This window comes from Streptomyces sp. NPDC001135 (assembly GCF_053598395.1).
On record NZ_JBSFKD010000022.1, the window covers coordinates 46,892 to 69,154 of the forward strand.

The 22,263-nt window shown below is 72.3% G+C and carries 22 protein-coding genes and 1 pseudogene; 13 read left to right on the plus strand and 10 right to left on the minus strand.

Features of this window, described 5'->3' with window-relative positions:
- Window positions 1–20: 20 nt before the first annotated feature.
- Together ACWC94_RS25330 and ACWC94_RS25335 are read right to left on the minus strand one after the other, a co-directional pair.
- On the minus strand, window positions 21–791 hold the full coding sequence (locus ACWC94_RS25330; RefSeq protein ID WP_450799266.1) for a DeoR/GlpR family DNA-binding transcription regulator: 771 nt from the start codon (window positions 789–791) through the stop codon (window positions 21–23).
- A gap of 271 nt (window positions 792–1,062) precedes the next feature.
- Window positions 1,063–1,872: an NAD-dependent epimerase/dehydratase family protein gene (locus ACWC94_RS25335; protein ID WP_450799268.1), complete on the minus strand. Its 810-nt coding sequence runs from the start codon at window positions 1,870–1,872 to the stop codon at window positions 1,063–1,065.
- A gap of 211 nt (window positions 1,873–2,083) precedes the next feature.
- Here ACWC94_RS25335 and ACWC94_RS25340 point away from each other — a divergent pair, with 211 nt between their 5' ends.
- From ACWC94_RS25340 to ACWC94_RS25370, 7 genes and pseudogenes are all read left to right on the plus strand, one after another.
- Window positions 2,084–3,025: a 5-dehydro-4-deoxyglucarate dehydratase gene (locus ACWC94_RS25340; RefSeq protein WP_450799270.1), complete on the plus strand. Its 942-nt coding sequence runs from the start codon at window positions 2,084–2,086 to the stop codon at window positions 3,023–3,025.
- A gap of 31 nt (window positions 3,026–3,056) precedes the next feature.
- Window positions 3,057–4,220, plus strand: coding sequence for a hypothetical protein (locus ACWC94_RS25345; protein WP_450799272.1), 1,164 nt, complete (start codon window positions 3,057–3,059; stop codon window positions 4,218–4,220).
- Window positions 4,221–4,397: 177 nt separating this feature from the next.
- Window positions 4,398–4,979, plus strand: coding sequence for a TIGR03086 family metal-binding protein (locus ACWC94_RS25350; protein WP_450799274.1), 582 nt, complete (start codon window positions 4,398–4,400; stop codon window positions 4,977–4,979).
- Between the two features lie 142 nt (window positions 4,980–5,121).
- A complete protein-coding gene (locus ACWC94_RS25355; RefSeq protein ID WP_450799276.1) occupies window positions 5,122–5,805 on the plus strand; it encodes a GntR family transcriptional regulator in 684 nt (227 codons plus the stop codon).
- The gene (locus ACWC94_RS25360; protein WP_450799278.1) at window positions 5,802–6,713 is read left to right on the plus strand and encodes a dihydrodipicolinate synthase family protein; all 912 of its coding nucleotides are present in this window, start codon (window positions 5,802–5,804) and stop codon (window positions 6,711–6,713) included. Before ACWC94_RS25355 ends, ACWC94_RS25360 begins: the two co-directional genes overlap by 4 nt.
- The gene (araD, locus tag ACWC94_RS25365; RefSeq protein ID WP_450799280.1) at window positions 6,710–8,443 is read left to right on the plus strand and encodes an L-arabinonate dehydratase; all 1,734 of its coding nucleotides are present in this window, start codon (window positions 6,710–6,712) and stop codon (window positions 8,441–8,443) included. Before ACWC94_RS25360 ends, araD begins: the two co-directional genes overlap by 4 nt.
- Before the next feature lie 47 nt (window positions 8,444–8,490).
- Window positions 8,491–8,826, plus strand: a pseudogene (locus tag ACWC94_RS25370) (pectinesterase family protein); the annotation flags it as partial.
- A 39-nt stretch (window positions 8,827–8,865) separates the two neighbouring features.
- Here ACWC94_RS25370 and ACWC94_RS25375 read toward each other — a convergent pair.
- Window positions 8,866–9,168 (minus strand): hypothetical protein, encoded by a 303-nt coding sequence (locus ACWC94_RS25375; protein WP_450799282.1) that lies wholly within the window; start codon window positions 9,166–9,168, stop codon window positions 8,866–8,868.
- Between the two features lie 117 nt (window positions 9,169–9,285).
- On the opposite strand from ACWC94_RS25375, the gene ACWC94_RS25380 reads away from it, so the two are divergent.
- On the plus strand, window positions 9,286–10,083 hold the full coding sequence (locus tag ACWC94_RS25380) for an HAD family acid phosphatase (protein ID WP_450799284.1): 798 nt from the start codon (window positions 9,286–9,288) through the stop codon (window positions 10,081–10,083).
- A 44-nt stretch (window positions 10,084–10,127) separates the two neighbouring features.
- On the opposite strand, the gene ACWC94_RS25385 is transcribed toward ACWC94_RS25380, so the two are convergent.
- The gene (locus ACWC94_RS25385; protein WP_450799286.1) at window positions 10,128–10,286 is read right to left on the minus strand and encodes a hypothetical protein; all 159 of its coding nucleotides are present in this window, start codon (window positions 10,284–10,286) and stop codon (window positions 10,128–10,130) included.
- Window positions 10,287–10,507: 221 nt separating this feature from the next.
- Between ACWC94_RS25385 and ACWC94_RS25390 the strand changes: the two genes are divergently transcribed.
- Window positions 10,508–11,905 carry an NCS2 family permease gene (locus tag ACWC94_RS25390; RefSeq protein WP_450799288.1) on the plus strand — a complete coding sequence of 466 codons (1,398 nt, stop codon included), beginning with the start codon at window positions 10,508–10,510 and terminating at the stop codon, window positions 11,903–11,905.
- A gap of 7 nt (window positions 11,906–11,912) precedes the next feature.
- On the opposite strand, the gene ACWC94_RS25395 is transcribed toward ACWC94_RS25390, so the two are convergent.
- The 6 genes from ACWC94_RS25395 to ACWC94_RS25420 form a co-directional block, all read right to left on the minus strand.
- Window positions 11,913–13,367: a peptidoglycan D,D-transpeptidase FtsI family protein gene (locus tag ACWC94_RS25395; RefSeq protein WP_450799290.1), complete on the minus strand. Its 1,455-nt coding sequence runs from the start codon at window positions 13,365–13,367 to the stop codon at window positions 11,913–11,915.
- A gap of 54 nt (window positions 13,368–13,421) precedes the next feature.
- Window positions 13,422–14,081 (minus strand): response regulator, encoded by a 660-nt coding sequence (locus tag ACWC94_RS25400; RefSeq protein WP_450799292.1) that lies wholly within the window; start codon window positions 14,079–14,081, stop codon window positions 13,422–13,424.
- Window positions 14,078–15,367 (minus strand): sensor histidine kinase, encoded by a 1,290-nt coding sequence (locus ACWC94_RS25405; protein ID WP_450799294.1) that lies wholly within the window; start codon window positions 15,365–15,367, stop codon window positions 14,078–14,080. Before ACWC94_RS25405 ends, ACWC94_RS25400 begins: the two co-directional genes overlap by 4 nt.
- The gene (locus tag ACWC94_RS25410; RefSeq protein ID WP_450799296.1) at window positions 15,364–16,305 is read right to left on the minus strand and encodes a hypothetical protein; all 942 of its coding nucleotides are present in this window, start codon (window positions 16,303–16,305) and stop codon (window positions 15,364–15,366) included. Before ACWC94_RS25410 ends, ACWC94_RS25405 begins: the two co-directional genes overlap by 4 nt.
- A 79-nt stretch (window positions 16,306–16,384) precedes the next feature.
- On the minus strand, window positions 16,385–16,855 hold the full coding sequence (locus ACWC94_RS25415; RefSeq protein ID WP_450799298.1) for a GNAT family N-acetyltransferase: 471 nt from the start codon (window positions 16,853–16,855) through the stop codon (window positions 16,385–16,387).
- Between the two features lie 50 nt (window positions 16,856–16,905).
- Window positions 16,906–17,676, minus strand: coding sequence for an IclR family transcriptional regulator (locus ACWC94_RS25420; RefSeq protein WP_450799300.1), 771 nt, complete (start codon window positions 17,674–17,676; stop codon window positions 16,906–16,908).
- Window positions 17,677–17,817: 141 nt separating this feature from the next.
- Between ACWC94_RS25420 and ACWC94_RS25425 the strand changes: the two genes are divergently transcribed.
- The 4 genes from ACWC94_RS25425 (at window position 17,818) to ACWC94_RS25440 (ending at window position 22,145) form a co-directional block, all read left to right on the plus strand.
- Window positions 17,818–19,347 (plus strand): aldehyde dehydrogenase (NADP(+)), encoded by a 1,530-nt coding sequence (locus ACWC94_RS25425; RefSeq protein WP_450799302.1) that lies wholly within the window; start codon window positions 17,818–17,820, stop codon window positions 19,345–19,347.
- Between the two features lie 25 nt (window positions 19,348–19,372).
- On the plus strand, window positions 19,373–19,981 hold the full coding sequence (locus tag ACWC94_RS25430) for a DUF1349 domain-containing protein (protein ID WP_450799304.1): 609 nt from the start codon (window positions 19,373–19,375) through the stop codon (window positions 19,979–19,981).
- A 269-nt stretch (window positions 19,982–20,250) separates the two neighbouring features.
- A complete protein-coding gene (locus ACWC94_RS25435; protein WP_450799306.1) occupies window positions 20,251–20,979 on the plus strand; it encodes a DsbA family oxidoreductase in 729 nt (242 codons plus the stop codon).
- 59 nt (window positions 20,980–21,038) lie between these two features.
- Window positions 21,039–22,145 (plus strand): aminotransferase class V-fold PLP-dependent enzyme, encoded by a 1,107-nt coding sequence (locus ACWC94_RS25440; RefSeq protein ID WP_450799308.1) that lies wholly within the window; start codon window positions 21,039–21,041, stop codon window positions 22,143–22,145.
- Window positions 22,146–22,263: the final 118 nt, after the last annotated feature.

The window sequence follows — 22,263 nt, forward strand, 5'->3', positions numbered from 1 at the left end:
GACGGGGACGAGGTGGACTTTCAGACCCGGATGACCTGCGGGCCCAGCAGGGAGTAGCGGTGGGCTTCGGCGGCCGGGAGCTGGGAGCTCGTCACGATCGCCTCCAGCGCGCCGATCTCGGCGAACCGGCAGAAGCTGACCGCACCGAACTTGGTGTGCACGCCCGCGAAGACGGTGCGGCGCGCGGCCCGGACGGCCTGTGCCTTGACCTCGCTGACCGCCGGGTCGGGCGTGGTCAGGCCGTACTCGCGGGAGATGCCGTTGGCGCCGATGTAGGCGAGGTCGAGGACGAAACCGGCGAGCATCTTCGTCGTCCAGTGGTCGACGGTGGCCAGCGTGCCGGCCCGCACCCGGCCGCCGAGCAGCAGCACCGAGACCTGCTCGGCCTCCGCCAGGGCGCCCGCGACCGGCAGGGACGCGGTGACCACCGTCAGCGGCCGGTCGGTCGGCAGGGCCTCGGCGATGAGCTGCGGGGTGAATCCCTCGTCCACGAAGACCGTCTCCGCGTCCCCGAGTAGCTCGGCCGCGGCGGCGGCGATCCGGCGCTTCTCGGGCACGTGGCTGGTGGCACGGAAGGCGAGGGTCGTCTCGAAACCGGCGCTCTCCACCGGATAGGCGCCGCCGTGCGTCCGACGGACCAGGCCGTGGTCCTCCAGGGCGCGCAGATCGCGCCGGATGGTCTCCTTGGCGACGCCCAGTGCGGCGGCGAGCGCGGTGACGTCGACCGAGCCGCTCACGCGAGCGGCCCGCACGATCTCGCGCTGGCGTTCTTCCGCCGTCCTCGTGCTCATGGTGTCACCCACCTTCCCGCGGAGCTGCCCGTTCGGGCCTTGGGCAAGTTTCTACCGGGGGCGTGCGCCGCTGACCAGGCTTGCCGGCGGTCCGATGCTGCCCGGATGTGCCCGTCTGCCGGACGGGCCGCCCGGCCCGGACCTGCGAAGCCGTGCGCGGCGGGGTGGGAGCGGGCGCCGCGGATGCCCGAATACGGCGGCGGGCGGGCCCGTTCGGTGCCCGCCCGCACGCGTGAGCGATCGTTTTCGGCCCCGCGGGCCGACGGTGAGGTCAGTACGGCCAGATCGGCGGGTCGTTCACGAAGTGCCCGCCGAGGTGGCTGTGCGCCGGGTTCTCCGGGTCCAGCTCGCCCTGCTCGGCGATCAGCTTCTCGGCGTACGGCTCGGAGTCGTCGCGCGGCTCGTACCCGAGCGCCCGTGCGCTGGTGAGGTCCCACCACAGCCGGGTGTTGGCGGAGGAGCCGTACACGACCGTGTGGCCGACCTCCTCGGCGGTCAGCGCCGCGTGGAAGAGGCGGGCGCCGTCGGCCGGGCTCATCCACACCGAGAGCATCCGCACGCTGGTGGGCTCCGGGAAGCAGGAGCCGATGCGCACGGACACGGTCTCCAGGCCGTGCTTGTCCCAGTACAGCTGGGCGAGGTCCTCGCCGAAGGACTTGGACAGGCCGTAGAAGGTGTCCGGGCGGCGGGGGGTGTCGACCGGGATGGGCGGCTCGCCCGGGCGCGGGGCCGGTGTGAAGCCGACGGCGTGGTTGGAGGAGGCGAAGACGATCCGGGGCACGCCCTCCTGGCGGACGGCTTCGTAGAGGTTGTAGGTGCCCGCGATGTTGGACCGCAGGATCTTCTCGAAGGGGGCTTCCAGCGAGATGCCCGCGAGGTGGAGGACCGCGTCCACGCCCCGCACGGCCTCGCGCAGCGCCTCCGTGTCGGCGAGGTCGGCGGTGATCGCGTCCGGCTCGCCCTCGACGGCGCGCACGTCGAACAGGCGCAGTGTGTAGCCGTACCCCGGCAGCAGGGCTCGCATCAGGGTGCCGAGCCCGCCGGCGGCGCCGGTGAGCAGAACGGTGCGGGGAGCGGGCATTCGTGGTTCTCCTTGTGGACGATATTCACATGTGTGGACACGCTAGGAAGGTTCGCGGTGCGCCGTCAAGTCTCCTCTGATCTGCGCGGATTCGCTGATGGGTGGCGGGTTCGCCCGCTTGACCCGCCACAAGGGGGCCCTTAGCGTGGTCGAGTTCAGAAATGTGGACGCTGATCATAAATATGCACCGACGTGTCTCCAGGGAGATCCCGTGACACCAGCCCCTCTCAACGAACGGCTCAGAGATCCCCGCGGGCCGCTCTTCTTCCCCGTCACGGCCTACGGCTGCGACGGCTCACTCGACCTCGACGCCTACCGCACCCATGTCCGCCGGGGTGTCACGGCCGGCGCCGCCGCGGTGTTCGCCTGCTGCGGCACCGGGGAGTTCCACGCGCTGCTGCCGGAGGAGTTCGAGGCCTGCGTCCGGGTGGCCGTGGAGGCGGCGGGCGGACGGGTCCCGGTCGTCGCGGGCACCGGCTACGGCACCGCGCTCGCCGTCCGCTACGCGCGTCTCGCCGAGGCGGCGGGTGCCGACGGCCTCCTCGCCATGCCGCCGTACCTCGTCCTCGCCGGCCAGGAGGGACTGCTGCGGCACTACCGGGAGATCGCCGCGGCCACCGCCCTGCCGGTGATCGTCTACCAGCGCGACAACGCCGTCTTCACCCCGCGGACGGTGGTGGAACTCGCCCGCACCGAGGGGATCACCGGCCTCAAGGACGGCCTCGGCGACCTCGATCTGATGCAGCGGACCATCAGCGCCGTACGCACCGAGGCCCCCGGTGACTTCCTGTACTTCAACGGCCTGCCCACCGCCGAGCAGACCCAGCTCGCCTATCACGCCCTCGGCGTCACCCTGTACTCCTCGGCCGTCTTCTGCTTCGCCCCCGAGATCGCCCTCGCCTACCACCGGGCCCTGGCCGCGGGCGACACGGCGACCCTCCAGCGCCTGCTGGACGGCTTCTACCGCCCGTTCGTGGAACTGCGCGCCCAGGGCCGTGGCTACGCCGTCTCGCTCGTCAAGGCGGGCGTACGGCTGCGCGGCCTGGACGTCGGCGAGGTCCGGCCCCCGCTGCAGGAGCCGGCCGAGGACCACGTCGAACGACTCGCCCGGCTGATCGAGCGGGGATACGAACTGCTGGAGGAGGACGCGTGAGCGAGCGTCCGTACGGCTCGGAGGAGGTCGCGTGAAGGCGTCGGCGTTCGTCTACCCCTGGGACGTCAACGGGGACCCCCGGGCCCCGGCACGCATCGCCGGGCTCGGCGTCGAGCAGGTGACCCTCGCCGCGGCCTACCACTCCACCCGTGCCCTGACCCCCCGCCATCCTCGCCACCGCATCGTCACCGCCGAGTACGCGGCCGTCCTCTACCCGGCGGGCGAGCGCTGGGCGGGCCGTGGTCTCAGGCCGTACCCCGCCGGCCGCTGGGCCCCCGGTGACGCCTACGGGGAGGCCGCGCGGGCGCTCGCCGCGGCCGGCCTGGAGGTGCACACCTGGGTCGTCCTCGCCCACAACTCCCGCCTGGGCGCCGAACACCCGGACACCTCGGTCGTCAACGCCTACGGCGACCCCTACCCCTGGGCGCCCTGCATCGCCCAGCCGGCCACGCGCGCGTACCTGGTCGACCTGGCCGCCGAGGCCGCCGTACGCCCCGGCGCGCACGGCACCGAGCTGGAGTCCCTCGGCTGGTACGGGCTGCAGCACCTGCACGCCCACGACAAGACCGCCGGGGTGGGGCTGGGGGAGGCCGGGCAGTACCTGATGTCCCTGTGCTTCTGCCCGTCCTGCCGCGCCGGGTACGGCACCCGGGGCCTCGACCCGGACGAGTTGGCCGGTTCCGTGCGCGCCGCGCTGGAGCCGCTGTGGCGGGGCACGGCGGACGACGAGGGCTGGCCCACGGTCGCCCAGCTGCTCGGTGCGGAGACGGCCGCCCGCACGCGCGCGTGGCGTGACGACACGGCGGGCACCCTCCAGGAGGAGGCCGTCGCCGCCGTACGCGCCGCCGCACCGGCCGGCTTCCAGGTCCTGCTGCACGCCGACCCGGTCTCCCACCACTGCGGTGCCAACGCCGGCGTCGACCCCGTGCGCGTCCTGTCCGTCGCCGACGGTGTGGTGGTGCCCTGCACGGGCGGGACGGCTTTGCTCGGGCCGTTCGCCGAACAGGCCGGGGAGCGGACGGTGCTGGCCGCCAACCTCACCGTCGTCTCCGGGATGGGCGGAAGTCCCGGCTCCCTCACGGCGGACGCGGCACGCGCGCGTGCGCGGGGGGCGACGGAGCTGCGGCTCTACCACGCGGGGCTGGCGTCGGACTCGGACCTCGCCGCGGTGCGCGCGGCGCTGTCCGCGCGCTGAGCCGGCGAAGCCGCCGCCCCCAGCGGCGCGACACCGTACAGCGCCTGGGGGGTCGCGAGCTCGCGGGGCGCCGCGGCCGCGGGCGGGGATCCCCCCGCCCGGCACCGCACCGATGAGTTTCCTCGTGCCGGCCGGTCATCCCTGCGTACAAGCGGCGCAACCCCGAAGGAGTGCGACATGACCATGGTCGACCTCGGCCCGCAGGCCCGGATCGTGGCGCGGCTCGCCGAGTCCGTGACCGACGAGCAGCTGTCCGCCCCCACACCGTGTCCGGACTGCGCGGTGCGGAATCTGCTGGGCCACATCCACATGCTCTCCGTGGCCTTCCGCGACGCGGCCCGCAAGGACCTCGGCGCGACGACCGACACCAGCCCGAACGCCGCCGTCCCGGACATCGGCCCCGGCTGGCGCGAGGAGCTGCCCAAGGCCCTGGACGAACTCGCCGACGCCTGGCGTGACCCGGCCGCCTGGACCGGCATGACCCGCGCGGGCGGGGTGGACCTGCCGGGCGAGGTCGCCGGTGCGGTCGTCGCCGACGAACTGGTGATCCACGGCTGGGACCTGGCCCGCGCCACCGGCCGGCCCTACGCTCCCGACCCGGCCGCCCTGGACTCGGCCCACGGCTTCCTCCTCGCGGCCGCCGAGGACCCGAACCGCGGAAACGGCCTGTTCGGCCCGGTCGTCCCGGTCCCGCCGGAGGCGCCCCTGCTGGACCGGGCGGTGGGCCTGAGCGGGCGGGATCCCCAGGCGCGCCCCTAGCAAGGGGCCACCCCGAGTTCCCCCCGCCCCCGCCTATCTTTTGTCAGAAGCATTGACGAATCCCCGGCCCCCTCCTACTTTCATCGCGTCGTACTTCGTACGTCATATATGAGACGCGACAGGTGAGATCCGAGAGGGCCGCATGACCTCTGTGCCCACGCCGATCCCGTCCCGCACGCAGTATGTGCTGGACGCGATCAAACACCGCATCCTGACCGGGCGGTTGACGCCCGGTCAGGCCCTGGTCGAGACGGAGCTGGCCGCGCAGTTCGGGGTGTCCAAGACCCCGGTGCGGGAGGCGCTGAAGACCCTCGCCGGGACCGGTCTCGTCGTGATGAGCCAGTACAAGGGCGTCACGGTGCGCATGGTGGACGCGGACATGGCGCGCGAGGTGTACGACGTGCGGCTGCTGCTGGAACCGGAGGCGCTGCGCAGGGCCGTGGGGCGCGGCGCCCCCTTCGACGCCGCGCGCGACGCGCTGGACCGGGCCGACCACGCCACCGACACCGCCGAACGGTCGCTCGCCAACCGGGAGTTCCACCGCGCCCTGTATCTGCCGTGCGGCAATCCGCTGCTCGGTCGGATGCTGGACGAGGTCCGCGACCAGGCCGCGCTGGTCTCCGCCGTCGCCTGGGCCGCCGACCCCTCCTGGGAGCGGGAGGCCGCCGAGCACCGGGAGATCCTGCGGATGGCGCTCGACGGCGACGCCGACGGCGCGGCGCGCGCCCTGCACGCCCACATCGCCTCCTTCGTCCGGCGCGCGTTCCCCGCGGGCACCGAGGCCGCCGAGGCCACCGACCCCCACGCACAGGAGGGTCATCAATGAGCGGCGTGACGTTCGAGGCCCAACGGGCGGCCCTGGCCGACGTGGTGGCCATCCCGGTGACTCCCTTCGCCGAGGACGGCACCGTCGAGCAGGACACCCACCGGGCCCTCCTGCGTCGCCTGCTCGACGGCGGGATCCGCACCCTCACGCCCAACGGCAACACCGGCGAGTTCTACGCCCTCACTCCCGAAGAGCGCCGCCTGATCACCGAGTCGACCATCGAGGAGGCGGGCGAGCGCGCCGTGATCCTCGTCGGTGTCGGCCACGACCTGCCCACCGCCGTCGCCTCCGCCCGGCACGCCCGCGACCTCGGCGCCGGGATGGTCATGGTCCACCAGCCCGTCCACCCCTACGTCTCGGCGGCCGGCTGGGTCGACTACCACCGCGCCATCGCCGAGGCCGTGCCCGAGCTGGGCGTGGTGCCGTACATCCGCAACGCCCAGCTGCCCGGCGCCCGGCTCGCCGAACTCGCCGACCGCTGCCCGAACGTCGTCGGGGTCAAGTACGCCGTCCCGGATGCCGCCCGCTTCGCCGCTTTCGCGCGCGACGCGGGTCTCGACCGCTTCGTCTGGGTCGCCGGTCTCGCCGAGCCGTACGCCCCCTCCTACTTCTCGGCAGGCGCCACCGGCTTCACCTCCGGGCTCGTGAACGTCACCCCCGCCGTTTCGCTGCACATGATTGAAGCGCTTCGATGCGGCGACTACCCGGCCGCCATGAAGGTGTGGGAGCAGATCCGCCGCTTCGAGGAACTCCGGGCCGCGCACGGCTCCGCCAACAACGTCACCGTCGTCAAGGAAGCCCTTTCCGCACTCGGCCTGTGCCGCCGCGACGTCCGCCCGCCGAGCAGGCCCCTGCCCGAGGACGAGCGCGCCGAGGTCGCCGCCATCGCCGCCGGGTGGTCCATGTGAACGCGCCCCGTACGAGCCCCGAACGGCTCAGGAGCCACCAGTGGTACGGCACCGGGGGGCTGCGGTCCTTCAGCCACCGGGCCCGGACCCGGCAGCTCGGGTATCTGCCCGAGGAACACCTCGGCAAGCCCGTGATCGCCGTGCTCAACACGTGGTCCGACATCAACCCGTGCCATGCGCACCTGCGGGACCGCGCCCAGGCGGTGAAGCGGGGGGTGTGGCAGGCCGGCGGTTTTCCGCTGGAGTTCCCGGTCTCGACGCTCAGCGAGACCTTCCAGAAGCCGACGCCGATGCTCTACCGGAACCTGCTGGCGATGGAGACCGAGGAACTGCTGCGGTCCTATCCGGTCGACGGGGCCGTGCTGATGGGCGGGTGCGACAAGTCCACGCCCGCGCTGCTGATGGGCGCGGCCAGCGCCGATCTGCCCGCCGTCTTCGTGCCCGCCGGGCCCATGCTGCCGGGGCACTGGCGGGGCGAGGTGCTCGCATCCGGTACGGACATGTGGAAGTACTGGGACGACAAGCGGGCGGGCCTCATCGGCGACTGCGAGATGAGCGAGCTGGAGAGCGGGCTCGCGCGCTCCCCGGGGCACTGCATGACCATGGGTACGGCGTCCACGCTGACCGCCGCGGCCGAGGCCCTCGGCGTGACCGTGCCGGGCGCGTCGAGCATTCCCGCCGTCGACTCCGGGCACGACCGGATGGCCGCCAAGGCCGGGATGACCGCCGTGGAACTGGTACGCGGCGACCGGAGGCTGTCGCGGATCCTCACCCGTGAGGCGTTCGAGGACGCGGTCACGACGGTGCTGGGGCTCGGCGGCTCCACCAACGCCGTCATCCATCTGATCGCCATGGCCGGCCGGGCCGGGGTGAAGCTCACCCTGGACGACTTCGACCGCATCGCCCGGACCGTGCCCGTCCTCGCCAACGTCCGCCCCGGCGGCCAGAAGTACCTGATGGAGGACTTCCACTTCGCGGGCGGCCTGCCCGGTTTCCTGTCCCGGATCACCGACCTGCTCCACCTGGACCGGCCGACCGTTTCGTACGACACCCTGCGCGAGCAGCTGCGGGGCGCCCGGGTGCACGACGACGACGTCATCCGCCCCCGTGACAACCCGGTCGCGAGCGAGGGCGGGGTCGCGGTCCTGCGCGGCAACCTCTGCCCGGACGGCGCGGTCATCAAGCACATCGCCGCCGAACCCCGACTGCTGAGGCACACCGGGCCCGCCGTCGTCTTCGACGACTACAGGACCATGCAGCGCACCATCAACGACCCCGCCCTCGGCATCACCGCCGACAGCGTGCTGGTGCTGCGGGGCGCCGGGCCCAAGGGCGGCCCCGGCATGCCCGAGTACGGCATGCTCCCCATCCCCGACCACCTGCTCAAGCAGGGGGTGCGGGACATGGTCCGGATCTCCGACGCCCGGATGAGCGGCACGAGTTACGGCGCCTGTGTGCTGCACGTGGCCCCCGAGTCGTACATCGGCGGCCCGCTCGCGCTCGTGCGCACCGGGGACCTCATCACCCTGGACGTCGGGGCCCGCAGCCTCCGTCTCCACGTGGACGGCGAGGAGCTGGAGCGCAGGCGGGTCGCCTGGACGCCGCCGCCCGCCCGGTACGAGCGCGGCTACGGCGTCCTCTACAACGGGCACATCACCCAGGCCGACACCGGCTGCGACTTCGAGTTCCTGGCCCGGCCGGGCCAGGTGCCGGACCCGTACGCCGGCTGACCCCCGCACACCACCCGTCGAAGCGCTTCACCCATGTCTGTCCGGCAAGCGCTTCCTGCAGCTTCGTCCTCGCTCCCTCCACGGCCGTCGCCAGCCCGCGGGTACCTGGTCCTGCGGAGCCGGGTGAGCAGCCGGGCCCCCGACGCGTCCTACCAACTGGCCCGCCCCTGGGTACCCGGCTCCGATCCCACCGCCCGCCCGATGCTCACCGTCCGCGACACCTGGCTCGGGCCGGCATCGACGCGGTCGCGCCCTACACCGACATGTCGGCCGCCCACCCGTGGCGGCGGCAGCGGTTCGCCGAGTACCGGAACACCGGGCCCGGCGCGGCCGTCACCGTCCCGGAGAACCGCCCCCAAATCGGCGCCGGCCAGGCCGGGTCGGCGAACGGGGTGGGGCTGACGCCCGGCGGGCGCGCCCGATCAGTTCAGATGCCACAGCGCGTACGTGGCGACCAGCAGGAGCGCGCCCGCGAACGCCATCACCGCACCCAGGAACCGCAGATAGCCGGCGGACGCGAAGAGCGTGGGCGACCCGCCGGGACGACCCACGGCCGCCCACCTCTCCTCGTTCCTGCGCCGAATCCGCTCGGACCTGCTCGTGGTGATCCCGCGCACGTCGAAAGCCCAGTTCACACCGCACCACAGGGTGACCAGGCCGGCCACGGCGAAGACGGCGAGGATCACCGGTGACGGCCCGTGGGCCCCTGCGGCGTCGTACTGCATGGGTGATGTTCCTTTTCTCGTATCGATCGGATAACACGACTCGCAGAGCAAGGTGTTATGCGCGTAGACATTCTCTGACCTGGTACATCACTCTCATCCACCAGATCCGGAGAATCCATGCGGAAGTCCCACAGAGTCGTCGCCGCCGGTGCCGCCTGTGCTCTTGCCGGTGTCGCGCTGTACGGCGCGGGCGCTGCCACCGCCGGTCAGTCGACGGCGAACTCCACCCACGAGCCCTACAACATAGGGCAGTTGGTGAAGGACATCGACACCTACTACGGCACCACCGCCGACAGCAACGGCGTCTACCAGGCGTCCCCGGACAGCCCGTACGCCAAGGACCTGGCGGACATGGACGCCGCCGCCGAGCGCTACATCGACAAGGCGGCTCGCAAGGCGCACCGGCACGGCGAGAAGCCGGCCGTCGTCTTCGACATCGACGACACGCTGCTGCTCAGCCTCGACTACGAGAAGCGCTACAACTACACGTACAACCCCACCACGTGGAGCGACTACGTGAACCGCGCCGACCGCCCGGCGGTCTTCGGCAGCCCCGAGCTGGTCCGGTACGCCGAGTCCAAGGGCGTCGAGGTCTTCTACAACTCCGGCCTCAGCGAGGCGCAGCGCGCCGCCGCGGTCGCCAACCTGAAGAAGGTCGGCGCCGATGTGAACCTCGACGCCGACCACATGTTCCTCAAGGACAAGGCCAACCCGCCGGCCTACCTGGGCGACTGCGCCACCCCGGCCGCCTGGAACTGCACGACCGTGCAGTACAAGTCCGGGACGCGCAGGCACATCGAGGACGACCTCGGCTACGAGATCATCGCCAACTTCGGCGACCAGTACTCGGACCTCGACGGCGGTTACGCCGACCGTACCTACAAGCTGCCGAACCCGACCTACTTCGTCTCCTGACGGTCATCCGTAGGTCTTGAGCAGCCGTTCGTACTCGGCCCCCGTCACCGGCAGCACCGTGCCGTGGCGGGGGCCGGCCAGTACCACTTGTTCCCGGTGTTCGACCTGAAGACGGTCGGGCCCTCGCCGCGCTGGATCGCGCTCTGCGCCCAGAAGTCGTTGCTGTGCGGGTCGACCGAGCCGTCCGACCACAGCGGTGCCACAGCGCCAGCAGCGCATCCGCCGCCAGGTCGTCGGCGGCGTCGACGACTGTGCTCACGGGTGACCTCTTCTCGGCGCAGCTCTGTGGTGCGGGGGGTCGGACAGCGTATGGACCGCCGAACCGGCCGAAGGCGATTACGTAACACGGAGAAAACCTGAAACGGGTCCGGCGGGGGAACAATCCAGCCAGCATGTCGATCACCAGGTGACGAGGAGTGGGACCATGTCAGTGGACCGGTACTTCAGGATCTCCGAGCGGGGATCCACCGTCGGCCGGGAGATACGCGGCGGCTTCGCCACGTTCTTCACCATGGCCTACATCCTTGTCCTGAATCCGATCATCCTGGGCAGTGCCAAGGACAAGTTCGGCCACTCCCTCGACACCGGCCAACTCGTCACCGCCACCGCGCTGGTGGCCTGTGTGATGACGGTCGCCATGGGTCTCGGTGGCAACCTCCCGCTCGCCATCGCCGCAGGCCTCGGTCTCAACGCCGTCGTCGCCTTCCAGCTGGCGCCCCTGATGAGCTGGGCCGACGCGATGGGCCTGGTGGTCCTGGAAGGCCTGGTCATCTGCCTCCTGGTCCTCACCGGACTGCGGGAAGCCATCATGAACGCGATCCCGCAGCAGCTGAAGCAGGCCATCGGCGTCGGCATCGGCCTGTTCATCGCGTTCATCGGCTTCGTCGACGCCGGGTTCGTCAGCCGCATCCCGGACGCCGCCCACACCACCGTGCCGGTCCAGCTCGGTGCGGTCGGCCGGCTGACCGGCTGGCCCGTGCTCGTCTTCTGTCTCGGCGTGCTGCTGACCATCGCCCTGCTCGCCCGGAAGGTGAAGGGCGCGATCCTCATCAGCATCGTGACGATGACCGTCGTCGCGATCGGCGTCAACGCCGTCGCCGACATCAAGAGCTGGGGCCTGACCACGCCCAAGGTCCCCGACAGGATCGTCGCCGCCCCGGACTTCGGGCTGATCGGTCACTTCAGCCTGTTCGGCGGCTTCGCCCGGGCCGGGGTCCTCACCGCCGTCCTGCTGGTCTTCACCCTGGTCCTGTCCGACTTCTTCGACGCCATGGGCACCATCGTCGGCATCAGCGCGGAGGCCGGGCTGCTCGACGAGAAGGGGCAGGTGCCCGGCATCGGCCGCGTGCTGTTCATCGACGGCGCCGCCGCCGCGGTCGGCGGTCTCGGTTCCGCCTCCTCCAACACCGCCTACATCGAGTCCGCGGCCGGAGTCGGCGAGGGCGCCCGCACCGGCCTCGCCAACCTGGTCACCGGCGGCCTGTTCGGGCTCGCCCTCTTCCTCGCCCCGCTACTCACCATCGTCCCGCTCCAGGCGGCGGCGCCCGCGCTGATCGCGGTCGGCTTCCTGATGATGACCCACGTCAAGCACATCGACTGGGACCGGTACGAGATCGCCGTCCCGGCGTTCCTCACCATCGCCGCGATGCCGTTCACCTACTCCATCACCGACGGCATCGGGGCCGGTTTCCTGTCCTACGTCGTCATCAAGACGGTGCTGGGGAAGGCCAGGGAGGTCAACTGGCTGCTGTGGGGCGTCTCGGCGCTGTTCCTGGTGTACTTCGCGATCGATCCGGTGGAGCAGCTTCTCGGGGTGAAGTGAGGGGCGCTCACTTCAGGGCCGCCTGCATCATCGCCTTGGCCACCGGAGCCGCCAGGCCGTTGCCGCTCACCTCGGACCGGGCCGCGTCCGACTGCTCCACCATCACCGCGACAGCCACTTCCTTGCCGTTGCCGTCGGACTTGCCGAAGGACGTGAACCAGGCGTACGGCGTCTTGCTGTTGTTCTCACCGTGCTGGGCGGTGCCCGTCTTGCCGCCGACGGTGGCGCCGTCGACCAGGGCGTTCGTGCCCGTACCCTCCTTGACCACCGTCTCCATCGCCGACTGGAGCTGCTCGGCGGTGGAGGAGCTGACGATCTCCTTGCTGTCCGCGTCGTCGTCGTAGTTCTGCAGCACGGCACCGCCGCTGTCGGTGATCTGCGACACCATGTGCGGCGAGACCAGCTTGCCGCCGTTGGCTATGGCCGCGGACACCATGGCCATCTGCAGCGGGGTCGCGGTGACGTCGAACTGGCCGATGCCGGACAGCGCGGTCTGCGCCTTGTCCATGCCGGACGGGTACGCGCTGGCGTAGGCCCGCACCGGCACGTCGACCTTGTCGTCGTTGAAGCCGAACTTCTCGGCCATGGCCCTCACCTTGTCCTGGCCGAGCTGGACGGCCATATGACCGAAGACGTTGTTGCAGGAGTACTGCAGGGCGACGCGGATGGAGGCGTCCCTGCACGGCGCCGACTTGTTCTCGTTCTCCAGCACATGCGTGGTGCCCGGCGGGGTGTACGGGTCGGGGCTGTCGGTGTGCACGTCCACGTTCTTGTACAGCCCGTCCTCCAGCGCGGCCGCCGCCACGACCAGCTTGAACGTCGAGCCCGGGGGCAGCGGCTGGCGCAGCGCGCGGTTGGTGAGGGGCTTGTCCTTGTCCGCGTTCAGCGACTTCCAGGCCGCTCCGGCCGTGTTGGCGTCGGTGAGCGAGGCGGGGTCGTACGACGGCGTGGACACCACCGCGAGGACCTTGCCGGTCTTCGGGTCGATCGCGACCGCCGCGCCCTTGTTGTCACCGAGCGCGCGGAACGCCGCCTTCTGCACGTCCGGGTCGATCGTGGTGAGCACGTTGCCCGGGTCGGCGCGCTTGCCGGTGAGCGTGTCCATCACGGTCTTCAGCCGGCTGTCCGTGCCGTTCAGCAGGTCCGCGTAGATGCCCTCCAGCTGGGTGGGGGCATAGGCCTGTGAGGCATAGCCCGTCACCGCGGCGTAGAGCCTGCCGTCCTTGTACGTGCGCTTGTACGCGAGGTCGCTCCCCTTGGTCCGTGTCGAGCCGGTGATCGCGTTTCCGGCCACGATGATGTTCCCGAGCGGCCGCGAGTACGTCTGGATCGCGTTCCGCCGGTTGTCGTTGTCGTCCGCGAGGGCCTTTCCGTCGTAGAACTGCACCCAGGTCGCCCTGACCAGCAGAGCGAGCACGAGCAGCAGCGCGAAGACGGACGCTCGCCTGATCGTCTTGTTCATCCCGCTTCGAAGACGAGCGGGACGGGGTCGATCGTTCCCGTACGCCCCGTTTTCTCATCGCCCGCTCAGGAAACCCGCCTCGTACGCGGCGATCACCGCCTGGGTGCGGTCCCGGGCGCCGGTCTTCGCGAGGACCGCCGCCACGTGCGACTTCACGGTCGCCGGGCCCACGTCCAGCCGCCGGGCGATCTCGGCGTTCGTCAGTCCGTCGGCCATGTGCCGCAGCACGTCACGCTCACGTCCGGTGAGCTTGCTCACCCAGGGCGCGGCCGGGGCGGTGCCGCGCGCGTACTGGGCCGCGAGGGACCGCACGGCCGACGGGAACAGCAGGGTGTCGGTGCGCGCGACCAGCCGTACCGCCTGCACCAGGGCATCGGCGTCGGACCGTTTCAGCAGGAAGCCGGCGGCACCGGCGCGCAGGGCGTCGTACACGTACGCGTCGTTCTCGAAGGTGGTCACGACGACGATCCGCGGCGGCTGTTCCATGGTGGCGACGATCTGCTCGGTGGCCCTGATGCCGTCGGCCTCGGGCATCCGGACGTCCATGAGCACGACGTCGGGCCGCAGTTCCCGGACCACGGACACGGCCTCGGCGCCGGTGGCCGCCTCGCCGACGACCTCCAGGCCCGGCTCGGCGGAGAGGATGGCGCGCAGGGCGGTGCGGACCATGCGCTCGTCGTCGGCGAGGACGATCCGGAGGGCGGGCTGGGTCATGCGGGACCTTTCGGGAGCGGTCCGGCGGGCGTGCCGGCTGCCGTCGCGGGCGTGGTCAGGGGAAGCCGTACGTGCAGGCGCCAGGTGCCGCCCGAGGCTCCCGCCTGCGCCGCGCCGCCCAGCAGCCGCACCCGGTCGGCGATGCCCCGCAGACCGTGGCCGCCGCCGGGGCGGGGAGCCGCGGCCGTGCCCAGGGGGTTCTCGACGGTGATCTCCAGGTGGCCGGCCACGGCGCGGACGCACACGGCGACCGGTGCGCCGGCGTGCTTCAGGGCGTTGCTCAGACCCTCCTGCACGATCCGGTACGCCTCCCGGGACACCAGGGCCGGCAGCGTGGCGGGGTCGAGGCCGACGGTGGCCGTCACGGGCTGCCCGGCGGCCCTGGTCCGGCGCAGCAGCCCGTCGAGGTCGGTCGCGAGGGTCGGCGCCGGCACGGTGCCCGGCGCGTCCCCGTCCCGCAACACACCGAGTACGGCGTCGAGTTCGCCGACCGTGCGCCGGGTGGTCTCCTCGATGGCGGCGAGCGCCTCGCGGACGAACTCCGGGTCGGTGCCGAGGACTCGGCGGGCCGCGCTCGCCTGCAGGGTGACGGCGCTCAGGGCGTGACCGACGGAGTCGTGCAGTTCGCGGGCGAGCCGGTTGCGCACGGCGAGGTCGGCGGCCCGTGCCTCGGCGGCGGCCAGCCGGTCCTGCGGGGTGGGCCCGAGCAGCGCGGGTGCCCAGCGGGCCAGCAGGGCACCGCAGCCGGCCGCGCACCCGGCGAGTGCGCACAGCATGGCCAGGCCCGCGACCGGAGACAGAGCCAACGCCCAGCCGTGGTCGAGGGCTTCGGGCAGGCGGAGGGGGGAGTGGCGCAGCCCGGCGAACAGGGGCAGGGCGGTCAGTACCACCGCGAACGGCGGCACGGACAGCGACATGCCCGAGATGATCCCGCCGAGGCCGAGATGCAGGGTGAACCAGGCCGCCGTCCGGGCCCGTTCGGCCGCGCCGCGGGCCGGGCCGGTGGCCAGAGCGTCCGCGTCGACGCCGCACAGGGCCCGCACGGCGGCCGACTCCAGCGGCCGGGTCAGCGGGAACAGCGAGGTGACCGTGGCGATCGGCAATCCGACGGCGAACGAGCCGAGTTGCAGGGGAAGGGAACCGAAGACGTCGTCCACGCCGATGAGCGGGCCGACGACGGTCGAGCCGACGAGGACGTACGGCATGGCGAGCGCGCCGCCCAGGATCAGATGGATCCAGCGGCGCCGCGCCCGCCCGCCGAAGAGCAGCCGCAAAGCCCTGGTCACTGCGGCGCCCTGGCGTGCCGGTCCGTGAGGAAGCGGGCGACGACGCTCGCCACGAGGAGGCCGGTGATCATCTGCCCAGCGTAGGTCAGGGCGGTCAGCGCCGTGGGCCGGTCACCCGTCACCAGCGAGGCCAGCGCCATCCAGCCGCCCCAGCACGCCACGGCCGCGGAACCGGTCCAGGCCAGAGCCAACGGCACGGCGACGGGCAGCGTACGGCCCCGGCGGAAGGCGAGCTGCCCGGCACCGGTGACGGCCGCGGCGAGGAAGAGGACGTACACGAACTCCATGGACCGGTCGCCGCCGTCCGGGCCGGCCGCCCCGCAGCCGCGCAACAGCCGCACCGCGCCCGGGAGCAGCGCGGCAAGCGCCGCCGTCACGGCCGTCAGCCGCCGGCCCCGCGCCGCGCCCACGGCCGGCAGCTCCCGCACCCGCCCCCGCCACAGATGCCCCCAGCGCTCGTGGGCGTACCCGGCGAACAGCGTGCCCAGCGTCAGTCCCTGCACGATGAAACCGCCGTACACCACCCCGAAGACCCAGTCGTCGAGGAAGGGCCTGTCCCCCGTGCCGCCGGCCCCGCCCCGGCCGCCGTGCAGGACGAGCTGCAGCGGGAAGCCCACCATGATGGGCGCGAGCAGTCCCACGGCGAGCCACATCGGCACCGCGAGCAGCCAGGCCGGCACCCGCCGGCCCCACGGGCGGGTCAGCAGCAGCGCCAGCACGACGACGGCCGCGTCCATCAGCACGGTCAGGCCGTTGGCGAACGCCATGGTCAGCCGGTGCTCCAGCAGCGGACTGCCGTCCGGGATGCCGAGGTGACCGCCGGCGATCCAGACGGCTTTGAGGGACAGATACGGCAGGCAGGCGGCGATCGCGACGAACCGGAGCGAGCGGCGCCGCACGGAGATGCCGGCAGGGACAGGGACCGTTGGGAGCGTCATGCCTCAACACTCCCGCCCGGCCGCGCGACGCACCTCGTGCGGCCCGATGATCCGTCTCCGCCGTACGGGGGAGGGCGCCTCAGCCCCTCAGGACGAGGACGACCTCGTCGATCTCCTGCCCCCGCCCGTTCGCGTACCCCCGGGCCCGGGCCGTCTCGCGGAAGCCGCACTTCTCCAGCACCCGCAGCGACGCCGCGTTGTCGGCCGCCGCCCGCGCGTACAGCGGCCGTTCGGGGACCTCGGCGAGCAGGCCCCGCAGCGCGGCCGTCGCCACGCCCCGGCCCCAGTACGCGCGGTCGATCCAGTACGTCACCTCGCGCTCGCCGGCCACGCCGTAGACCGCCGCGTTCCCGGCCACCTCGCCGTCGGCCAGTACCGTGCGCAGGACGAGGGACGAGTTCCGCACGCGCTGCCAGTAGGTGCCGAAGGCCTTCCGGTCGTGCGGGTTCTCCGGGCCGAACGCGGCCATCCGGACCGCCTCCGGGTCGGTCATCTGCCGGAAGAAGACCGGCAGGTCTCCGTCCTCCACGGCACGCAGCGCGATCTCCATGGGGCCCGAGCCTACGACGGCGCGGGCACCGCGCCCGCGACCGCCCGCGCTCACAGCCTGCGCGTCGCCAGGGCCAGCCGGTCGCGCGCGTCGAACAGCGCGTCCTTGATCGTCTGTTCGTGGGCCGGGGTCAGCCGGGCCACCGGCACCGAGCAGCTGATCGCGTCCCGGGCCGGGGTGCGGTACGGGATCGCCACGCCGAAGCACCGCAGGCCCAGCGTGTTCTCCTCGCGGTCGACCGCGAAGCCCTGCTCGCGCACCTGGTGCAGCTCCTCGATGAGCTTCTCCCGGTCGGTGAGGGTGTTCTCGGTGAGCGCGGGCAGGGTCTCCGGCAGCAGCTTGCGCACCTGCTCGTCGGTGTACGTGGCCAGGATGGCCTTGCCGAGGGAGGTGGAGTGGGCCGGCAGCCGGCGCCCGACCCGGGTGAAGGGGCGCAGATAGTGCTGGGACTGACGGGTGGCGAGGTAGACCACGTTGGTGCCGTCGAGCCGGGCCAGGTGGATGGTCTCCGTGGTGTCGTCCGAGAGCCGGTCCAGGGTCGGCCGGGCGGCGGCCACCACCTCGTCGCCGTCGATGTACGACGTGCCCACGAGCAGCGCCCGCACCCCGATGCCGTACCGCGTGCCCGTCGCGTCCGTCTCCACCCAGCCCAGCTCCACCAGGGTGCGCAGCAGCATGTACAGGCTGGACTTGGGGTATCCCACGGCCTCCTGGACGGCCGCGAGGGAGTGCATACCGGGCCGGCCGGCGAAGTACTCGAGCAACTCAACGGTCCGCACCGCGGACTTGACCTGGGCCCCGCCCGTCTCGCCTGCCGACATCGCCCTTGACCCCTTCAATCGCCGGGAAATAGTCTCCGCAGCATATTCAGCATCAGAGACGGTGTTCAGTATATCGAACGCCCCCTGATGGTTGACCCTGGCCCGACCTTGGATATTGCGGCCTTACTGGAGGGACCCGCGGTGGCAGCAGCACCAGTCTGGAGTGTCGACCCGCGCACCGGGAAGCAGCGTGAACAGGTTGCGGTGGAGGCCACAGCCCAGGAGGTGGACACGGCGGTCAGGGCGGCCCACGCCGCACGCGGCGCCCTCGCCGACCGCGCGGTGCGCTCCGCCTTCCTGCGCTCGGCCGCCGCCGGCCTGGACGCGGCCGGGGACGCCCTGGTCGAGACCGCCGACGCCGAGACCGCCCTCGGCCCGGTCCGGCTGACCGGCGAACTCGCCCGCACCGGCTACCAGTTGCGGGCCTTCGCCGACATCGTCGACGAGGGCGCGTTCCTCGACGTCATCATCAACCACCCCGACGACACCGCCACCCCGCCCATCCCGGACCTGCGCCGCTACAAGGTCCCGCTCGGCGTGGTCGCCGTCTACTCCGCCTCCAACTTCCCCTTCGCCTTCTCCGTCGCCGGCGGCGACACCGCGAGCGCGCTGGCCGCGGGCTGCCCGGTCGTCGTCAAGGCCCACCCCGACCATCCGGCCCTGTCCGAGCTGGTCGCCAAGGTGCTGCGCCGGGCCGCCGCCGAGCACGGCATCCCCGAGGGCGTCGTCGGTCTCGTGCACGGCTTCGAGGCGGGCCTCGGGCTGATCGAGCACCCCCTGGTCGCCGCGGCCGGCTTCACCGGATCGGTACGGGGCGGGCGGGCGCTGTTCGACGCGGCCGCCGCGCGCCCGGTGCCGATTCCGTTCCACGGTGAGCTGGGATCCTTGAACCCGGTCCTGGTGACCGAGGCCGCCGCCGCCGAGCGGGGCGAGGCGATCGGCACCGGGCTGGCCGGGTCCATGACGCTCGGCGTCGGGCAGTTCTGCGTGAAGCCCGGACTCGTGCTGGTGCCGTCCGGCGCCGGGGGTGACCGGCTGGTGAAGTCCCTGACCGACGCCGTCGGCGACACCGGCGCGGGGGTGCTGCTCGACCACCGCATGCGGGACAACTTCGTCGCCGGGGTGCGGGAGCGGGCCGGCCTGGACGGGGTGGAGTCGCCGGTCACGCCCGGCGCGGGCGGCGAGCACACGGTCAGCGCCGGGTTCCTCACGGTGTCGGCGCGGCGGCTCGCCGAGGAGGGGGCGCACGACCTCCTGCTCGAGGAGTGCTTCGGACCGGTCACCGTCGTGGCCCGCTACACCTGCGAGGAGGAGGCCGCCGCTGTGCTGTCGCGGTTGCCGGGGAACCTCACGGCGACGGTCCAGCTGTCCTCGGAGGAGTCGGCCGGGGAGGGGCGCGGTCCGGAACTCCTGGCCGCACTGACGCCGTTGGCGGGCCGTGTGGTGGTGAACGCGTGGCCCACCGGTGTCGCGGTGGCTCCCGCGCAGCAGCACGGGGGGCCGTACCCCGCGACGACCTCTACGTCCACCTCTGTGGGCGGCACGGCCATCGAGCGGTGGCTGCGGCCGGTGGCCTATCAGAACGCTCCGTCGGCCTTGCTGCCGAAGGAGCTCCGCGACGGGAATCCGCTGGGGCTCCCCCGGCGGTTCAACGGGGTTCTGGAGCGGTAGACCGCGGCCCTGCGACAATCGGCCGATGGACGTGGAACTTCCCGAACTCCCCTTCGCTCTCCGTACGTACGGACCCGACGGGCACTGGGTCTACGAGGACGGCGTGCTGACCGGCTGGGCCGGGCCCCGGCAGGATCGGTTCGTCACGCCCACCGGGGAGGCCCTCGACCCCGCCTCGGACGCGCCCCGGCTGCTGGGTGCGCCCGAGGGCGACTTCCAGCTGATCGCCCGGGTCACCGTGGGCTTCCGGGCCGCCTTCGACGCGGGCGTCCTCTACGTCCATGTCGGCGAGCGGGCCTGGGCGAAGCTGTGTCTGGAGTACTCCCCGGATGTGCCCACCGTCTGCACGGTGGTCACCCGGGGGCACTCCGACGACGCCAACTCCTTCACCGTGGAGGGGAGTTCGGTGTGGCTGCGGGTCAGCCGGACCGGGCGGGCCTTCGCCTTCCACGCCTCGCGGGACGGCGAGCGGTGGACCTTCGTCCGGCTGTTCACCCTGGGCGACGAGAAGGAGACCGATGACGCGCTGGTCGGCTTCATGACCCAGTCGCCCCTGGGGGAGGGGTGCGTGGTGACGTACGACCACCTCGCGTTCAGGCCCGGCTGGCCGGACGACCTGCGAGACGGAAGCTGAGCGCGGACGTCACCGTGAGCAGGGCCGGGCTGAGGGCCGGGCACCCGTGCATACCGGCCTGGAGGCCGCGGCCGAGCAGCGCTCCGCTCACGCCGATGCACAAGGCCGCCGGCCACCTGCCGGGCGGGCACGGGTACGGCCGCGTCCTCGGTCGCGTGACCTGGGGCATACAGGCCCGGTGCCGACCGGGAATGAAGCATCCTGTTTGAACGTTCACGTACTTGTCGGGGAGAGTCCCCGCAGCCGTACGACCTGGAGAGAGCCGAAGCATGCGCGTCGAGATCTGGAGCGACATCGCCTGCCCCTGGTGCTATGTGGGCAAGGCCCGCTTCGAGAAGGCGCTCGCTGCCTTCCCGCACCGTGACGACGTCGAGGTGGTGCACCGCTCCTTCGAGCTGGACCCGGACCGCGCCAAGGGCGACGTGCAGCCGGTGATCACCATGCTCACCAGGAAGTACGGCATGAGTGAGGCACAGGCCCAGGCCGGCGAGGACAACCTGGGCGCCCAGGCCGCCGCCGAGGGCCTGGACTACCGCACCCGGGACCGGGACCACGGCAACACCTTCGACATGCACCGCCTCCTGCACTTCGCCAAGGAGCAGGGCAGGCAGGACGCGCTGATCCAGATCCTGTACCGGGCGAACTTCGCCGAGGAGCGGTCCGTGTTCACCGAGGGTGACGAGCGGCTCGTGGAGCTGGCCGTGGCGGCCGGTCTCGACGCCGACGCCGCCCGCGCGGTGCTCGCGGACCCGGTCCGCTACTCCGACGAGGTCCGCGCCGACGAGCGCGAGGCGGCCCGGCTCGGCGCCACCGGCGTCCCGTTCTTCGTCCTCGACCGGAAGTACGGCGTCTCCGGTGCCCAGCCCGCCGAGGTCTTCACCCAGGCGCTGACCCAGGCCTGGGGCGAGCACTCCCCGCTGAAGCCGGTCGGCCAGGGCGGCCGAGGGGACGCGGCGGCCTGCGGACCGGACGGGTGCGCCGTGCCGCAGCAGAGCTGAAACCGCAGGTCAGGGCGGACCTATAAGAACTCCTAAGCGGATCCACGTAAAAATTCGCAATGGACGGGGACTTCGTCGGGCCGCAGAGTGGACCCATGGAGACCACCCGGACCACGGAGTCCTTCGACAGCCTCGTCCGCGCCGAGTTCACCCCGAAGAGCACCTATCTGAACACCGCGACCAGCGGCCTCCTCCCGGCCCGTACGGTCGCCGCGCTGCACGAGGCGGTGGCCATCCGGGCCGAGGGCCGGCCGCTGGACCCGCTGTTCGACGACGTCGAGGCCGCCCGCGCCGCGTTCGCCCGGCTGGCCGGGGTGCCGGTCGCCCGGGTCGCGGCGGGCCCGTCGGTCTCCGCCCAGACCGGACTGATCGCCGCCTCGTTGCCCGCGGGCGCCGAAGTGCTCACCGCCGAGGACGACTTCACCTCCGTGCTGAACCCGTTCCATGTGCGCGGGGACCTCAAGGTGCGGGCGGTCCCGCTGGAACGGCTCGCCGAGTCGGTCCGCCCCGGTACCGCCCTGGTCGCGGTCAGCGCCGCCCAGTCCGCCGACGGCCGGATCGCCGACCTGCCCGCCCTGCGCGAGGCCGCCCGTGCGCACGGTGCGCGCACCTACGTCGACTACTCCCAGGCCGCGAGCTGGCTGCCGATGGAGGCCGGCGCCGGCGACTTCACCGTCGCGACGACCTTCAAGTGGCTGCTCGGTCCGCACGGGGCGGCCTTCCTCGTCGTCCCCGAGGACTTCGGCGGGTTGTCCCCGCTGCTGGCGGGCTGGGTCGCGGCCGAGGAACCGTGGAACAGCTGCTACGGACCGGTGACCGAACTCGCCCGAACCGCACGGCGGTTCGACGTCAGCCCCGCGCTGTTCACCTACACCGGGGTGCGCCACTCCCTCGCCCTGATCGAGGAACTGGGCGTGGCCGCCGTGCGGGCGCACGACCTGGCGCTGGCCGACCGGTTCCGCACCGGACTCGCCTCGCTCGGCCACGAACCCCTGCCCGCCCCCGGCTCGGCGATCGTCTCCGTCCCCGGACTGGGAGCCCGTCAGCCGGAGTTGAGCCGCGCCGGCATCGAGGTCGCCGACCGCGCGGGCAATCTGCGGGCCTCGTTCCACCTGTACAACACGCCGGCCGACGTGGACCGCCTGCTGGACGTGCTCGCCGGCTGACACGACCGGGCCGGGGCCTCCCGTCCCACACGAGGAGGCCCCGGCCCGGTGCTCGGGGGGGGTACTTCACCGACTTCACCGAGGTGAAGTCGCGCGCGCCGGTGCGGTGTCCGATGGC

Bases quoted from the DNA above. Each gene is read 5' to 3' on its own strand.
- ACWC94_RS25420 (WP_450799300.1), bottom strand. From the start codon at position 17,676: ATGTCGGCAGGCGAGACGGGCGGGGCCCAGGTCAAGTCCGCGGTGCGG.
- ACWC94_RS25440 (WP_450799308.1), top strand. From the start codon at position 21,039: ATGGACGGGGACTTCGTCGGGCCGCAGAGTGGACCCATGGAGACCACC.
- ACWC94_RS25400 (WP_450799292.1), bottom strand. From the start codon at position 14,081: ATGACCCAGCCCGCCCTCCGGATCGTCCTCGCCGACGACGAGCGCATG.
- ACWC94_RS25435 (WP_450799306.1), top strand. From the start codon at position 20,251: ATGCGCGTCGAGATCTGGAGCGACATCGCCTGCCCCTGGTGCTATGTG.
- ACWC94_RS25335 (WP_450799268.1), bottom strand. From the start codon at position 1,872: ATGCCCGCTCCCCGCACCGTTCTGCTCACCGGCGCCGCCGGCGGGCTC.
- ACWC94_RS25430 (WP_450799304.1), top strand. From the start codon at position 19,373: ATGGACGTGGAACTTCCCGAACTCCCCTTCGCTCTCCGTACGTACGGA.
- ACWC94_RS25355 (WP_450799276.1), top strand. From the start codon at position 5,122: ATGACCTCTGTGCCCACGCCGATCCCGTCCCGCACGCAGTATGTGCTG.
- ACWC94_RS25380 (WP_450799284.1), top strand. From the start codon at position 9,286: ATGCGGAAGTCCCACAGAGTCGTCGCCGCCGGTGCCGCCTGTGCTCTT.
- ACWC94_RS25330 (WP_450799266.1), bottom strand. From the start codon at position 791: ATGAGCACGAGGACGGCGGAAGAACGCCAGCGCGAGATCGTGCGGGCC.
- ACWC94_RS25410 (WP_450799296.1), bottom strand. From the start codon at position 16,305: ATGACGCTCCCAACGGTCCCTGTCCCTGCCGGCATCTCCGTGCGGCGC.
- ACWC94_RS25395 (WP_450799290.1), bottom strand. From the start codon at position 13,367: ATGAACAAGACGATCAGGCGAGCGTCCGTCTTCGCGCTGCTGCTCGTG.
- ACWC94_RS25415 (WP_450799298.1), bottom strand. From the start codon at position 16,855: ATGGAGATCGCGCTGCGTGCCGTGGAGGACGGAGACCTGCCGGTCTTC.
- ACWC94_RS25360 (WP_450799278.1), top strand. From the start codon at position 5,802: ATGAGCGGCGTGACGTTCGAGGCCCAACGGGCGGCCCTGGCCGACGTG.
- ACWC94_RS25390 (WP_450799288.1), top strand. From the start codon at position 10,508: ATGTCAGTGGACCGGTACTTCAGGATCTCCGAGCGGGGATCCACCGTC.
- ACWC94_RS25350 (WP_450799274.1), top strand. From the start codon at position 4,398: ATGACCATGGTCGACCTCGGCCCGCAGGCCCGGATCGTGGCGCGGCTC.
- ACWC94_RS25375 (WP_450799282.1), bottom strand. From the start codon at position 9,168: ATGCAGTACGACGCCGCAGGGGCCCACGGGCCGTCACCGGTGATCCTC.